Source organism: Dickeya sp. NCPPB 3274 (assembly GCF_000406205.1).
GTDB lineage: Bacteria > Pseudomonadota > Gammaproteobacteria > Enterobacterales > Enterobacteriaceae > Dickeya > Dickeya fangzhongdai.
Genome location: NZ_CM001979.1, coordinates 3958252 through 3973343, shown reverse-complemented (window position 1 = coordinate 3973343; position 15092 = coordinate 3958252). Strand labels below are relative to the sequence as shown.

9 protein-coding genes are annotated in these 15092 nt (G+C 58.4%); 8 read left to right on the top strand and 1 reads right to left on the bottom strand.

What is annotated here, in order from left to right:
* Positions 1 to 44 precede the first annotated feature (44 nt).
* Both garR and DXX3274_RS17765 read left to right on the top strand, forming a co-directional pair.
* On the top strand, positions 45 to 935 hold the full coding sequence (gene garR, locus DXX3274_RS17770) for a 2-hydroxy-3-oxopropionate reductase (RefSeq protein WP_152495313.1): 891 nt from the start codon (positions 45 to 47) through the stop codon (positions 933 to 935).
* A 270-nt stretch (positions 936 to 1205) separates the two neighbouring features.
* Positions 1206 to 2348, top strand: coding sequence for a glycerate kinase (locus DXX3274_RS17765; protein ID WP_042860900.1), 1143 nt, complete (start codon positions 1206 to 1208; stop codon positions 2346 to 2348).
* Positions 2349 to 2464: 116 nt separating this feature from the next.
* Here the strand turns inward: DXX3274_RS17765 and barA are convergent, their stop codons facing one another.
* Positions 2465 to 5230: a two-component sensor histidine kinase BarA gene (gene barA / locus DXX3274_RS17760; RefSeq protein ID WP_042860899.1), complete on the bottom strand. Its 2766-nt coding sequence runs from the start codon at positions 5228 to 5230 to the stop codon at positions 2465 to 2467.
* Positions 5231 to 5290: 60 nt separating this feature from the next.
* Between barA and rlmD the strand changes: the two genes are divergently transcribed.
* From rlmD to DXX3274_RS17730, 6 genes are all read left to right on the top strand, one after another.
* A complete protein-coding gene (gene rlmD / locus DXX3274_RS17755; RefSeq protein WP_042860898.1) occupies positions 5291 to 6625 on the top strand; it encodes a 23S rRNA (uracil(1939)-C(5))-methyltransferase RlmD in 1335 nt (444 codons plus the stop codon).
* Between the two features lie 9 nt (positions 6626 to 6634).
* A complete protein-coding gene (relA, locus tag DXX3274_RS17750) occupies positions 6635 to 8872 on the top strand; it encodes a GTP diphosphokinase (protein ID WP_042860897.1) in 2238 nt (745 codons plus the stop codon).
* A gap of 72 nt (positions 8873 to 8944) precedes the next feature.
* On the top strand, positions 8945 to 9742 hold the full coding sequence (gene mazG / locus DXX3274_RS17745; protein WP_042860896.1) for a nucleoside triphosphate pyrophosphohydrolase: 798 nt from the start codon (positions 8945 to 8947) through the stop codon (positions 9740 to 9742).
* A 227-nt stretch (positions 9743 to 9969) separates the two neighbouring features.
* On the top strand, positions 9970 to 11607 hold the full coding sequence (gene pyrG, locus DXX3274_RS17740; protein WP_013319250.1) for a glutamine hydrolyzing CTP synthase: 1638 nt from the start codon (positions 9970 to 9972) through the stop codon (positions 11605 to 11607).
* Positions 11608 to 11704: 97 nt separating this feature from the next.
* Positions 11705 to 13003 carry a phosphopyruvate hydratase gene (eno, locus tag DXX3274_RS17735; protein ID WP_042860895.1) on the top strand — a complete coding sequence of 433 codons (1299 nt, stop codon included), beginning with the start codon at positions 11705 to 11707 and terminating at the stop codon, positions 13001 to 13003.
* Between the two features lie 488 nt (positions 13004 to 13491).
* Positions 13492 to 15066 (top strand): MFS transporter, encoded by a 1575-nt coding sequence (locus DXX3274_RS17730; protein WP_042860894.1) that lies wholly within the window; start codon positions 13492 to 13494, stop codon positions 15064 to 15066.
* The last annotated feature ends 26 nt before the right edge of the window (positions 15067 to 15092 follow it).

The window sequence follows — 15092 nt, the reverse complement described above, 5'->3', positions numbered from 1 at the left end:
GCCGTAAACATATCTGACCATGTCACTGAATGGACAACGAGGTTATCGCAATGAAAATTGGTTTTATTGGACTGGGTATCATGGGCAAACCGATGAGCAAAAACCTGATCAAAGCGGGTTACTCATTGGTTGTGCTGGACAGAAACAGCGCGGCGGTCGCCGACGTTGTGGCTGCGGGCGCCACCTCGGCTGAAACGGCGAAAGCCGTGGCTGAGCAGAGCGATATCGTGATTACCATGTTGCCGAACTCCCCTCACGTTAAAGAGGTAGTACTGGGCGAAAACGGCGTGATCGAAGGCGCGCGTAAAGGCACGGTGGTGATCGACATGAGTTCTATCGCCCCGTTGGCCAGCCGTGAAATTGCCGCGGCGCTGGCGGAAAAAGGCGTCGAGATGCTGGACGCGCCGGTCAGCGGCGGCGAGCCAAAAGCGATCGACGGTACGCTGTCCGTGATGGTGGGCGGCGACAAGGCGGTATTCGACCGTAGCTATGAGGTGATGAAGGCGATGGCGGGTTCGGTGGTGCACACCGGCGATATCGGCGCGGGCAACGTCACCAAGCTGGCGAATCAGGTCATCGTGGCGCTGAATATCGCCGCCATGTCGGAAGCGCTGGTGCTGGCGACCAAAGCCGGCGTGAATCCGGACCTGGTGTATCAGGCGATTCGCGGCGGTCTGGCGGGCAGCACCGTGCTGGATGCCAAAGCGCCGATGGTGATGGACCGCAACTTCAAGCCCGGTTTCCGCATCGACCTGCATATCAAAGATCTGGCCAACGCGCTGGATACGTCTCATGGCGTTGGGGCCCAGTTGCCGCTGACTGCCGCGGTGATGGAAATGATGCAGGCGCTGAAAGCTGATGACCTGGGCGCCGCCGACCACAGCGCGCTGGCTTGTTATTACGAGAAACTGGCGAAAGTGGAAGTTACTCGGTAGTTGACGGGGCGGCGTCGGCGCAAGGCGCGGGCCGCCCGGTTGACGGAACATTTTTGACTTGCGCCGGTTCCTGGTTGTGTCCCGCAATTGTGCGTGACAGCGGCTGGCGGTCAAATCGCAGCGAGATCGGACGCGAACCGCGTGGTTGGGGAAGCCTGACACACGTCGAGTCGCGCGGGATGCTGCGCTTTGACCCCGGCTCTGCGCCGGCGACGCGAATAATTGCGGGACACAGCCTACAGCGCGGGTAGTTGATGACGCGAGTCGTTTATGAAAATAGTTATCGCACCGGATTCTTACAAAGAGAGCTTATCCGCCCAGGAAGTGGCGACGCAGATTGAGGCCGGTTTTCGGGAGGTGTTCCCCGACGCCAGCTACGTGAAACTGCCGGTCGCCGATGGGGGAGAGGGAACCGTGGAAGCCATGGTGGCGGCCACCCGCGGTAAAATCGTCAAGGTGAACGTCACCGGTCCGTTGGGCGATGAGATCGACGCTTTTTTCGGGCTGTCAGGGGATGAAAAAACGGCGTTTATCGAGATGGCGGCCGCCAGCGGACTGGAACGGGTGCCGACGCATCTGCGTAATCCGCTGCTGACCACCAGCTATGGCACCGGCGAGCTGATTCGCAGTGCGCTGGATCACGGCGTTCGTCACTGTATTATCGGCATCGGCGGCAGCGCCACCAACGATGGCGGCGCAGGGATGATGCAGGCGTTGGGCGCGCAGTTGCTGGACGACGCGAAGCAGCCGATCGGGTTTGGCGGCGCGGAGCTGGCGCGGCTGGCACACATTGACACCCGTTCGCTGGACCCGCGTATCCGGCAGTGCCGGTTTGAGGTGGCGTGCGATGTCACCAACCCGCTGACCGGCAGGCAGGGCGCATCGGCGGTGTTCGGGCCGCAGAAAGGCGCCACCGAGGCAATGGTCGAGCAACTGGATCAGGCGTTACGCCACTATGCGGGCGTGATCCGCAACGATCTGGATATCGACGTGGAGCAGGTGCCGGGCGCGGGCGCTGCCGGCGGCATGGGCGCGGCGTTGCTGGCGTTCTGCGGCGCGGAGTTGCGTCGCGGCATTGAGATTGTCACCGAAGCGTTAGGGCTGGACGAACTGGTCAGGGACGCGTCGCTGGTGATCACCGGCGAAGGCCGCATCGACAGCCAGACCATTCACGGCAAAGTGCCGATCGGCGTCGCTTCTGTGGCTAAACGCTACCACAAACCGGTGATCGGTATTGCCGGCAGCCTGACCGCCGACGTGGGCGTGGTGCACGATCATGGGCTTGATGCGGTATTCAGCGTGCTTTACAACATCTGTTCGCTGGAGGAAGCGCTGGACAACGCCGCCGCCAACGTGCGGATGACCGCGCGCAATATTGCCGCCACCATCAAACTGGCGCAGGCGATTTCCTGAGCTCGTCGCTGGCCGTCACCGCGACGGCTGACCAACCGGCAGGCGCTGCCTTTGCGTGCATCCGCCTGCCTGATGGCATTCCTGATTGGTCATCGCTTGTCATCGCCGCCGGCGTTTCAGACTGAGGCTTCCAGCCGTTTGCGCGCCGCTTTTTCCACATTGGTCATTTCGTCCATCAACTCCAGCCATTCCGGTTCCAGCTCATCAACCGACAGACCTTTGCGCAGCGACTGTTCGAGGTAGTGACAAATTTGTTTGAGCCGCGGTACGCCGCTATAGCTGCAACTGCCGTGCAGTTTGTGAATGATGTCGACCAGATTGTCCGGTGAGTGGCCCGCCAGCACCGCGTCTACCTGTTGACGTACATCCGGCAGAAAATCCAGCAACATCGCCAGCAGGTCGCGCGCCAGATCCGGTTTGCTGGCGGCCTGCCGCAACGCCAGATCCCAGTCCAGCGACAGCGGCGATTGCGCCGTGACCGCCGCCGTCGGCGGAGCGGGCAGTTCGCTGGGCGTTTTACAGGCATGGCGCAGCAACGTCTGGCGCAGCATCTGTTCGTCGATGGGTTTGGACAGATAATCATCCATACCCGATTGCAGCAGCACTTCGCGCTCGCCGCTCATGGTGTGCGCTGTTACCGCCACGATCGGCGTATGCGCGTGCTGCGACAGCCGGCGGATATGCTCGCTGGCCTGCAGGCCGTCCATGCCGGGCATCTGTATATCCATCAGAATGATATCCAGATGGGTGCCCTGCGCGCGGGCGATGGCGTCGGCGCCGCTTTCGCACAGAATGATGTTTTCCACCTGTTCTTCCAGTAGCGCGCCGATCAGCTTCAGGTTGGCCGGGTTGTCGTCCACCGCCATTACGCTGAGCGGTAAACGACTGAGCGACGCGGCGGGCGGCGGTAGCGCGCGTTCGTTGCTGTCCTGACTAAACAGGCTGTTATCCTGCAGCATCGGCAACAGCCGCGGCGCGGTGATGGGCTTGCTCAGGCTGGCGTGGATGCCGAACGATTTCAGTTGCTCCGCTTCCATTTCCGCCATGCTCGGCAGCGCCAGAATCACGCAGGAGGCCAGACGACAGAAGTCACGAATCTGCGGCGTGAAATCCAACAGCGTATTACGGTAGTGGATCGGTACGCCGATCAGCAGGATGTCGAAGGTGCGTTCCGGCAACTGTTCCATCGTCGGGCTGTAGCTGACGGTCAGCGGCGTATGCACCAGAATATCCAGCGTCGCCTGAGCCGCAGCCGGGTTGGCTTCCACATAGGCCAGATGTTTGCCCTGCAAACTATCAAAGTGGTAATCGGGTTCCAGCACGTGCGGGTTCATTTGTAGATTAACGGTACACCAGAAGGTGGTGCCCTGATTCGGTTTGCTGTGGAAACTGATGTCGCCGCCCATTTCCCGCACCAGCCGCTGGGTAATCACCAGCCCCAGACCGGTGCCGCCGTGCTGGCGTGAAATACTGGTATCCGCCTGACGGAACGCCTGAAACAGCTGAGTCTGCTGCGCTTCGGCAATGCCGATGCCGGTATCCTTGATCTGGATTTCCAGCAGCACCTGCAAACTCTCCTGCCGGCGCTTTTCGATGCGGATATCAATGTTGCCCTGTTCGGTAAATTTGATGGCGTTGCCCAGCAGATTGGTGATGATTTGTTGCAAGCGCAGCGGGTCGCCGACGAACTGTTCCGGCACGTCATGCTGGATGTTTAGCGTCAGCTCCAGCCCTTTCTCATGGGCGGTATGCGCCAGCAGCATGATCACTTCATCCAGCGTGTTGTGCAGCGAAAACGGAATGTTCTCCAGCACCAGTTTTCCGGCTTCCAGCTTGGAGAAGTCCAGTACGTCATTGATGATATTGAGCAGATTGTTGGCGGAGCGCTCAATGGTTTGCAGGTAATCCTTCTGGGTCGGCGTCAACTGGGTTTTCAGCGTCTGGCGGGTAAAGCCGATGACGCCATTGAGCGGCGTGCGCAATTCGTGGGACATGTTGGCCAGGAACTCGGATTTGATGCGCGCCGCTTCCTGCGCCCGCTTTTTGGCCAGATCCAGCTCGACGTTCTGGATCTCCATCTGTTCCAGCGTTTCTCGCAGGTCGTAGGTGGCCTGATCGATGTTTTGCTGCATCTCCTCATGATAGGCGGTGAGCGACATCGCCATCGAGTTGATGCCGTTTTTCAGCATGTCCAGCTCGCCCAGCATGTGGCCTTCCACCCGGCTGTCCAACTGGCCGCGACGGATACGGTCCACCGTTTCCACCATGTTGCGGATGGGGATGGTGACATCGCGCATCAGCCGATAGGCCAGCAGCATCGCCACGCCCATGCAGAACAGCAATAGCATCGCGGCCATGAACATCTCCCGGTATTGCTGCAACCGGATGGTGTTCAAATCCAGCTCGACGGCGACATAACCCATCGGCGCCTGCCGACTGATCAGCGTACCGGAGGAGACTTCGCCTTCGTTTTCGATAGGCATCTGCAACACCAGGCACTCTTCTTCGTTTTGCAGCCGCAGGGCGGTCGGCAGCGGGTTGCCGGACGGCACCTGCAACAGCTGGCCATGGGGATTGTTGGGATTGCTGGTGACGATGAGCTGGTTGCGGGCGTCGAATACGCTGATGGTGCGCACAATGCCGGAGTGATGACGATGCAGCATATTGACCAGTTGCCGCAGCGATTCCGGCTGACGCTGGGTCAACGCATAGGCGCTGTTGACCGCCAGCGGTTGAATGATACTGGCGCCGGCGTCGGCCAACTGTTCCTGCAACTGGTTATAGCGGTGGATGACGAAAAAACTACTGAGCAGCAACCCGATAAGCATGGTCGGGGCCAGAATCAGTATCATCATACGTGCGCGCAGACTGTATTTGGTCATGAGGTTCCAATGTGGGACAATTAAGGTCGACTATTCCATTAAATCAATGACAGCACACTTATGGCGCAATTCTACTCTCCAAACCGGCGCGTGACGACCCGGCAAACCCTTACCGTGACGGCGAATGATCTGGATCCATTCGGACAGGGAGTAGCCCGCCATCAGGGAAAAACGCTGTTCATCCCCGGCGTACTGCCGGGTGAGCAGGCCGAGGTGCAGTTGACGGAAGAGAAACGCCAGTTTGCCCATGCCCGGCTGCGGCGGTTGTTGACCACCAGCGAAGAGCGCGTGACGCCGCGCTGCCCGCACTTTTCCGTTTGCGGCGGTTGCCAGCAACAGCATGCCAGCCAGCCGTTGCAGCATCGCAGCAAGGCGGCCGCGCTGACACACCTGATGACGCGGGAAACCGGCGCCGTCCCGCCGGAGCCGGAGGTGATCGCCGGATCGGCCTATGCCTACCGCCGTCGTGCGCGCCTTGCATTATACTATCAGGCGAAAACGCGCCGGTTACAGATGGGCTACCGGCAGGCGGGATCGCACGATTTGGTGGATATCGGCGCCTGCCCGATTTTGCGGCCGGAACTGGAAGCGCTGTTGGCGCCGTTGCGCGATTGTCTCGGGCAGTTGCAGGCCGTCCGGCGGCTTGGGCACGTGGAGCTGGTGCTGGCCGAGCAGGGGCCGTTGGTGGTCTTGCGCCATCTGGATCCGTTGCGCGACGTTGACCGTCAGGCGCTGACGGCGTTCGCCGTTCGGCATGGCGCGGCGCTGTTTGCGGCGCCGGAAGCCGGCGCGCTGGAATGCCTGCACGGCGATATGCCGTCTTATCGCATCGCCGGGTTATCGCTGGCGTTCAGCCCGCGGGATTTCATTCAGGTCAATGACGACATCAACCAGCGTATGGTGGAGCGGGCGTTGACGTGGCTGGAGCCGCAGCCGCAGGACCGGGTGCTCGACCTGTTTTGCGGTATGGGCAATTTTACCCTGCCGCTGGCGCAGCGGGCCGGCAGCGTGGTCGGGGTCGAAGGCGTGGCGGCGCTGGTGGAAAAAGGGCGGGAAAACGCCCAGCGCAACGGGCTGACGCAGGTCACATTTTATCATCATGACCTGGAAGAGGACGTCACCCGGCAACCGTGGGCGTCGATGGGATTTGATAAGATACTGCTCGATCCGGCCCGTGCCGGCGCGCCGGGCGTGATGCCGCAGATTGTGAAACTGGCTCCCCGGCGGGTGGTGTATATATCCTGTAATCCCACCACGCTGGCGCGGGACAGCAAAGTGCTGATGGCCGCCGGTTATCGTCTGGCCCGGCTGGCCATGCTGGATATGTTTCCACATACCGGACATCTTGAGTCGATGGCACTGTTTTTGCTTGGTACCGATGGCTCGGTAAAGTAGGGAGAGATTATGGTTGCGGTAAGAAGTGCGCATTTGAATACTGAAGGCAAGTTCGTGCCGGACGCGTGGATTGCCTCCCTGGGTATCGCCAGTAAAACGTCGTGCGAACGCCTCGCCGAAACCTGGCGCTACTGCGAAGAAAAAACAGAAGGCCACCCTGATGCGATGCTGCTGTTGTGGCGCGGCATCGAGATGGTGGAAATCCTTTCCACGCTGAGTATGGATAACGACAGCATGCGCGCGGCGATGCTGTTCCCGCTGGCGGATGCCAACGTGGTGGATGAAGAAACGCTGCGGGAAACCTTCGGCAAGAATATCGTCAATCTGGTGCATGGCGTGCGCGATATGGATGCGATTCGCCAGCTCAAGGCCACCCAGCACGACTCGATGGCCTCCGAGCAGGTGGATAATATCCGCCGTATGCTGCTGGCGATGGTGGAAGATTTCCGTTGCGTGGTGATCAAGCTGGCGGAGCGTATCGCCCACCTGCGCGAAGTGAAGGACGCGCCGGAAGAAGAGCGCGTGCTGGCGGCCAAAGAGTGTACCAATATCTACGCGCCGCTGGCTAACCGGCTGGGTATCGGCCAGCTTAAGTGGGAACTGGAAGATTTCTGCTTCCGCTATCTGCACCCGGACGAGTACAAACGCATCGCCAAACTGCTGCACGAACGTCGTATCGACCGTGAGCAGTACATCGACGATTTCGTCAAAAACCTGCGTGCCTCGATGGCGAAAGAGGAGCTGAAGGCCGAGGTGTATGGTCGGCCGAAACACATCTACAGCATCTGGCGCAAGATGCAGAAGAAATCGCTGTCGTTCGACGAACTGTTCGACGTGCGGGCGGTGCGTATCGTGGTGGAGCGGTTGCAGGACTGCTACGCCGCGCTGGGGATTGTGCATACCCACTATCGCCACCTGCCGGATGAGTTCGACGATTATGTCGCCAACCCCAAACCCAACGGTTATCAGTCGATCCACACCGTGGTGCTGGGGCCGGGCGGCAAGACGCTGGAAATTCAGATTCGTACCCGGCAGATGCACGAAGACGCGGAGCTTGGCGTCGCCGCACACTGGAAATACAAGGAAGGCGCGGCCACCAGCGGACGTTCCGGTTACGAAGAGCGTATCGCCTGGCTGCGTAAATTGCTGGCCTGGCAGGAAGAGATGGCCGACTCGGACGAAATGCTCGACGAAGTGCGCAGCCAGGTGTTCGACGACCGTGTCTACGTGTTTACGCCCAAGGGCGATGTGGTGGATTTGCCGATCGGTTCCACGCCGCTCGATTTTGCCTATCACATACACAGCGACATCGGCCACCGTTGCATCGGCGCCAAGGTGGGCGGGCGTATCGTGCCGTTCACTTACCAGTTGCAGATGGGCGACCAGATCGAGGTCATCACCCAGAAGCAGCCGAACCCGAGCCGCGATTGGTTGAACCCCAATCTGGGGTACATCACCACCAGCCGCGGACGTTCCAAAATCCACAACTGGTTCCGCAAGCAGGATCGCGACAAGAATATCCTGGCGGGCAAACAGATTCTGGAAGACGAACTGGCGCATCTCGGCGTGAGCCTGAAAATGGCCGAAAAACTGCTGCTGCCGCGTTACAACATCAATTCGATGGATGAATTGCTGGCCGGCATCGGCGGCGGCGATATCCGCCTTAATCAGTTGGTTAACTTCCTGCAGTCGAAGGTGAACCAGCCGAGCGCCGAAGAGCAGGATCGCGAAGCGCTGCGTCAGTTGACGCAGAAATCCCAGCAGCCGGCCCAGCGCGCCAGCGCCAAAGACAACGGCCGGGTGGTGGTGGAGGGCGTCGGCAACCTGATGCACCATATCGCGCGTTGCTGCCAGCCGATTCCGGGCGACGATATTATCGGCTTCATCACCCGCGGGCGCGGCATTTCCATCCACCGTGCGGACTGCGAACAGCTCGACGACCTGCGCAGTCACGCGCCGGAGCGTATTGTCGAAGCGGTATGGGGCGAAAGCTACTCCAGCGGCTATTCGTTGGTGGTACGGGTAACCGCCAACGATCGCAGCGGCCTGTTGCGCGACATCACCACCATTCTGGCCAACGAAAAGGTCAATGTGTTGGGGGTTTCAAGCCGCAGCGACGTGAAACAGCAGCTCGCCACTATCGACATGGATATCGAGATCTATAACCTGCAGGTGCTGGGCCGGGTGCTGGCTAAGCTCAATCAACTGCCGGATGTGATCGATGCCCGGCGTTTGCAGGGCAATTGATACTGTTGTTACGACTGTTACTACCGTAAGGCGGGCCGGTCCCGCCTTTATCATGTCATTATCAGGATTATTATGAATTCATCCGCCATCGCGCGCTTACTCCACATCATGCAGCGGCTGCGCGACCCGGAAAACGGTTGCCCGTGGGATCGCGAGCAGACGTTTGACACCATCGCTCCTTACACGCTGGAGGAAACCTACGAGGTGCTCGACGCCATCAGCCGCAAGGATTTCGACGACCTGCGCAGCGAACTGGGCGACCTGCTGTTTCAGGTGGTGTTTTACGCCCGTATGGCGCAAGAGCAGGGGCTGTTTGATTTCTCGGACGTGTGTGACGCCATTAGCGACAAGCTGGAACGCCGCCACCCGCATATCTTCGGCGACGCCACGCTGCCGGACAGCGACGCGGTGCTGGCTAACTGGGAGCAGACCAAGGCGCAGGAACGGGCGGAAAAAGATCGTCACTCGCAGTTGGACGATATCCCGCAGGCGCTGCCGGCGCTGATGCAGGCGCATAAAATCCAGCAGCGCTGCGCCGCCGTCGGTTTCGACTGGACCACGCTCGGACCGGTGGTGGACAAACTGTACGAAGAGATCGACGAGGTGATGGTCGAAGCGCAGCAGGCGGTGATCGACCCGGAAAAACTGGGCGAAGAAATTGGCGATATGCTGTTTGCGGCGGTCAATCTGTCTCGCCATCTCGGACACAAGGCGGAAATCGCACTGCAGCAGGCGAATCGCAAGTTCACCCGCCGTTTCCAGCAGGTGGAGCAACTGATTGGCGAAAGCGGCAAATCCCTTGCCGACGCCACGCTTGATGAGATGGAAGCAGCCTGGCAACAGGTAAAAGCATCAGAAAAAAAGGATTGAAATCATTTCCTGAACGAAAGTCGGGTTTTTCCCGGTTTTTTGGCGCTATCCGGCTGATTTTAAACCCGGTCATCGTCTCCCGCGTGGGTGGGAGATACCGCATCAGCCGGAGCCTGTCAACGTCACAAAGGGTAAAACGATCATTTGTGACGCCTCCCAGGTTCGGGTATACTACTTTCCCGTCCTGGTCTTTCCATCGTCCTTAAACCTAAACTTTCAGGTTCAGCATGACAACTAATTATATTTTTGTGACCGGCGGGGTCGTATCCTCTCTGGGTAAAGGCATTGCCGCAGCCTCTCTCGCGGCTATTCTCGAAGCCCGTGGCCTCAACGTGACCATCATGAAACTGGACCCGTATATCAATGTGGATCCGGGCACGATGAGCCCGACGCAGCACGGCGAAGTGTTCGTCACCGAAGATGGCGCCGAAACCGATCTCGATCTGGGTCATTACGAGCGTTTTATTCGCACAAAAATGACGCGCCGCAATAACTTCACCACCGGACGCATTTATTCTGACGTTCTGCGCAAGGAGCGTCGGGGCGACTATCTGGGGGCGACCATTCAGGTTATCCCACACATCACCAACGCGATTAAAGAACGCATTATCGAAGGCGGCGAAGGCCACGACGTGGTGCTGGTGGAAATCGGCGGTACGGTCGGCGATATCGAATCGCTGCCGTTCCTTGAAGCGATTCGCCAGATGGCGGTGGAAGTGGGCCGCGAGCACACCCTGTTCATGCATCTGACGCTGGTGCCGTACATGGCGGCGGCGGGTGAAGTGAAAACCAAGCCGACCCAGCACTCCGTGAAAGAACTGCTGTCCATCGGTATCCAGCCTGATGTATTGATCTGCCGTTCCGACCGCACCGTGCCGGCTAACGAACGCGCAAAAATCGCGCTGTTCTGCAACGTGCCGGAAAAAGCGGTTATTTCGCTGAAGGATATTGATTCCATTTATAAAATTCCGGCGCTATTGAAATCTCAGGGTCTGGACGATTATATTTGTAAACGATTCAGCTTGAACTGTCCGGAAGCAAACCTGTCAGAATGGGAACAGGTTATTTACGAAGAAGCCAATCCGGGCGGCGAAGTGACCATCGGCATGATCGGCAAGTACGTGGAACTGCCGGATGCCTACAAATCAGTGATTGAAGCGCTGAAACATGGCGGTCTGAAGAACCGCCTGACGGTCAACATCAAGCTCATCGATTCGCAGGACGTGGAAACGCGCGGCGTCGATGTGCTGAAAGGGTTAGACGCGATTCTGGTGCCGGGCGGATTCGGCTACCGCGGGGTGGAAGGGAAAATCATGGCGGCGCGCTATGCCCGCGAGAACAACATCCCGTACCTTGGCATCTGTCTGGGTATGCAGGTAGCGCTGATGGAGTTCGCCCGCAATGTCGTCGGTATGGAAGGCGCTAACTCCACCGAGTTTGTGCCAGACTGTAAATACCCGGTGGTGGCGCTGATTACCGAATGGCGTGACGCCGATGGTAATATCGAAGTGCGCAGCGAAGACGGCGACCTCGGCGGCACCATGCGCGTAGGCGGGCAGCAGTGCCATCTGACGGAAGGCAGCCTGGTGCGCCAGATGTACGGTGAGCCGACGATCATTGAACGTCATCGTCACCGTTACGAAGTCAACAATATGCTGTTGAAACAGATTGAGGCGGCGGGATTGCGTGTTGCTGGTGTCTCCGCCGACCGTAAGCTGGTGGAGATTATTGAGATCCCTGATCATCCGTGGTTTGTGGCTTGTCAGTTCCATCCGGAATTCACGTCCACGCCGCGTGACGGGCACCCGCTGTTTGCCGGCTTTGTGAAAGCCGCCGGGGCGTACCAGAAGCGTCAGGTGAAGTAAGGTTTTACCGGTGAAATGAGTTTTGCAGCAACGCGCGGTCCTCTGATCGCGCGTTGCCGTCTGAGGTTTTAGTTTAACTTGTACTGAGGAAAATCTGATGTCCAAAATCGTTAAAGTCATTGGCCGTGAAATCATCGACTCACGCGGAAACCCGACCGTTGAAGCTGAAGTTCATCTGGAAGGTGGTTTCGTCGGTCTGGCTGCGGCACCGTCAGGTGCTTCCACTGGTTCCCGCGAAGCGCTGGAACTGCGTGACGGCGACAAATCCCGTTTCCTGGGCAAAGGCGTGACCAAAGCCATTGCCGCGGTAAACGGTCCGATCGCACAGGCTATTCTGGGCAAAGACGCCAAGGATCAGGCTGCCATCGACAAGATCATGATCGACCTGGACGGCACTGAAAACAAATCCAACTTCGGCGCCAACGCCATTCTGGCCGTTTCTCTGGCTTCAGCTAAAGCCGCTGCGGCGTCTAAAGGCCTGCCGCTGTATGCTCACATCGCTGAACTGAACGGCACCCCGGGCAAATACTCCATGCCGCTGCCGATGATGAACATCATCAACGGTGGTGAACACGCCGACAACAACGTCGACATCCAGGAATTCATGATTCAGCCGGTTGGCGCGAAAACCGTGAAAGAAGCCATCCGTATGGGTTCTGAAGTTTTCCATCACCTGGCTAAAGTGCTGAAAGGCAAAGGCCTGAACACTGCTGTTGGCGACGAAGGCGGCTACGCGCCGAACCTGGGTTCCAACGCCGAAGCGCTGGCTGTTATCGCTGAAGCGGTGAAAGCGGCTGGTTACGTGCTGGGCAAAGACATCACGCTGGCGATGGACTGCGCTGCATCTGAATTCTACAAAGACGGTAAATACGTTCTGGCCGGCGAAGGCAACAAAGCGTTCACCTCTGAAGAATTCACCCACTTCCTGGAAGAGCTGACCAAACAGTACCCGATCGTGTCCATCGAAGACGGTCTGGACGAATCCGATTGGGCTGGCTTTGCTTACCAGACCAAAGTACTGGGCGACAAAATCCAGCTGGTGGGCGACGACCTGTTCGTAACCAACACCAAGATCCTGAAAGAAGGCATCGAGAAAGGCATCGCCAACTCCATCCTGATCAAATTCAACCAGATCGGTTCTCTGACCGAAACGCTGGCTGCTATCAAGATGGCGAAAGACGCAGGCTACACCGCTGTGATCTCTCACCGTTCCGGCGAAACCGAAGACGCTACCATCGCCGACCTGGCGGTAGGTACTGCGGCTGGCCAGATCAAGACCGGTTCCATGAGCCGTTCTGACCGCGTGGCTAAATACAACCAGCTGATTCGTATCGAAGAAGCGCTGGGTGATTCTGCACCGTTCAACGGCCTGAAAGAAGTGAAAGGCCAGGCGTAAGCGCCTGCCGACCGGCGAACTCGACTCGCCGGTCATCACGTCTGACAATCCGGAGGCATTTCTGCTTCCGGATTTTTTTTGCCTGCCGGTTGGCATTTGTGCGGCTTTATGGCCCGCTATCAGCCTGCCTGATTCTGCACTGAATCATGTAAATTGCGAGCGTGCTTCCAGACTTTTCTTCCCCGTTGGGTCATGGGCATGACAAACAATGAACCCGATCCCAAATCCCTTCTTCCCTGCATGCGAGCCGCGTCTCTACCCGCTAGAGTAATTTCGGACCACGGGTTCTGTTGATTCGAAATCGTATTTCGACCAGAAGTTTGAAGCCGATCGGTTGGTTCTTCCCGCGGATGCCAGTAGCGGCAACGGGGTGGCAAACGCGCAAAGGTTTTTGCCTTGCCGCCTCGTTACCTTAACGCTACGGCGGCAACGATGTTTTTTGGTCCGCCGCAACACCTTCATAAATAAATCAATGAGGAAGGATGGCGATGAAAACACGTAAGATTGGGCTGGCGAATTACCTGGCCTACGGTTCCGGCGATTTCCTCGGGGCCGGCACCACGGCGCTCACCGCCGGCTGGCTGCTCTATTTTTACACCACGTTTTGCGGCCTGACGCCTATCGAGGCGACCTTTATTTTTGCCATGGCCAGGGTACTGGATGCGGTGGTCAGTCCGCTGATGGGGTTCCTGACCGATAACTTCGGCTCCACCTGGCTGGGCAAACGCTTCGGGCGCCGTAAATTCTTTATTTTGCTCGGTATTCCCTGTGTCTTCAGCTACAGCCTGATGTGGGTCGGCCACATGGATTACTGGTACTACCTGATTACCTACCTGCTGTTTGACGTCATCTACACCATGGTGCTGGTGCCGTATGAAACGCTGGTGCCGGAAATGACCGATGATTTCAAACAGAAGACCAAGTTCTCCGGTGCGCGTATCGCGCTGGCGCAGCTGTCGGCGATTCTGGCGGCGTTTCTGCCCGGTATCCTGCTGGGGTACTTCGGCAAAGACAATGCGGTGTCCTTCTTCTACTCCAGTCTGGTGTTCTCGGTGATTTGCGCCTGCGTGCTGACGCTGGTGTACTTCTTCACCTGGGAACGGCCGCGTGACCAAATGTCGGAGGCCTCGCTGCAGGCGGAAAAAGAACGCCAGTCGCTGACGCTGGGGCAGAGCCTCAAACGCCTTAACATTGAACTGTTGTCCACGCTGCGTATCCGCATCTTCCGCCAGCATCTGGGGATGTATCTGGGCGGCTATATCGCTCAGGACGTGTTCAACGCGGTGTTCACTTACTACGTGGTGTTTGTGCTGATGCAGAGCCCGACCATGGCGTCCAACCTGATGGGGACGATGGCGATCCTACAGTTTATTTCGGTGATTGCGATGATCCCGCTGTGCATCAAGTTCGGCCCGGCACCGTCCTACCGTATGGTGGTCTGCCTGTTTGGTCTGAGCGCGCTCTCCTATGGCTTCCTGTACTACAGCGGTATGCATTCGGCGTTCTCGCTGTTGTTGCTGGTGTCCGGTCTGGCCGGTCTGGGGCGCGGCGGCATCAACTATGTGCCCTGGAATACCTATACCTACATCGCTGACGTGGATGAAGTCATCACCGCTCAGCGCCGTGAAGGGATCTTCGCCGGCATTATGACCCTGACCCGTAAAGCCTCGCAGGCTGGCGCGGTGATGTTGGTGGGCGTGGTACTGCAACTGTCCGGCTTTGTCTCCGGTCAGAGCGTGCAGGCGCCGGGCGTCAGCCACACCATTCTGGTGGTGCTGTGTTTCGGTACTGTCGGGGTGCTGGCGTTAGGCTTCCTGGTGTCGCTGCGCTTTAAGCTGAACCTGCAAACGCATGAAGTGTTGCGTCATGAAACGGCGAAAATGCGCGAAGCAGGCCGCATTGTGCCGGAAAAGGTCACGCCGGAAGCCCGAGCTACAGTGGAAATGCTGGCCGGTATGCCATATGAATCCCTGTGGGGGAACAACAACATTGGTTATCTCAATCGTCACAAGGCGCCGGCCCGGTCGATCACCGGCGGAACGCCTCACCACGGTGTGCATTGAGCCGTGCTGTGCAGATGGATACGTAT

Bases quoted from the DNA above. Each gene is read 5' to 3' on its own strand.
- DXX3274_RS17765 (WP_042860900.1), top strand. From the start codon at position 1,206: ATGAAAATAGTTATCGCACCGGATTCTTACAAAGAGAGCTTATCCGCC.
- barA (WP_042860899.1), bottom strand. From the start codon at position 5,230: ATGACCAAATACAGTCTGCGCGCACGTATGATGATACTGATTCTGGCC.
- rlmD (WP_042860898.1), top strand. From the start codon at position 5,291: ATGGCGCAATTCTACTCTCCAAACCGGCGCGTGACGACCCGGCAAACC.
- relA (WP_042860897.1), top strand. From the start codon at position 6,635: ATGGTTGCGGTAAGAAGTGCGCATTTGAATACTGAAGGCAAGTTCGTG.
- mazG (WP_042860896.1), top strand. From the start codon at position 8,945: ATGAATTCATCCGCCATCGCGCGCTTACTCCACATCATGCAGCGGCTG.
- pyrG (WP_013319250.1), top strand. From the start codon at position 9,970: ATGACAACTAATTATATTTTTGTGACCGGCGGGGTCGTATCCTCTCTG.
- eno (WP_042860895.1), top strand. From the start codon at position 11,705: ATGTCCAAAATCGTTAAAGTCATTGGCCGTGAAATCATCGACTCACGC.
- DXX3274_RS17730 (WP_042860894.1), top strand. From the start codon at position 13,492: ATGAAAACACGTAAGATTGGGCTGGCGAATTACCTGGCCTACGGTTCC.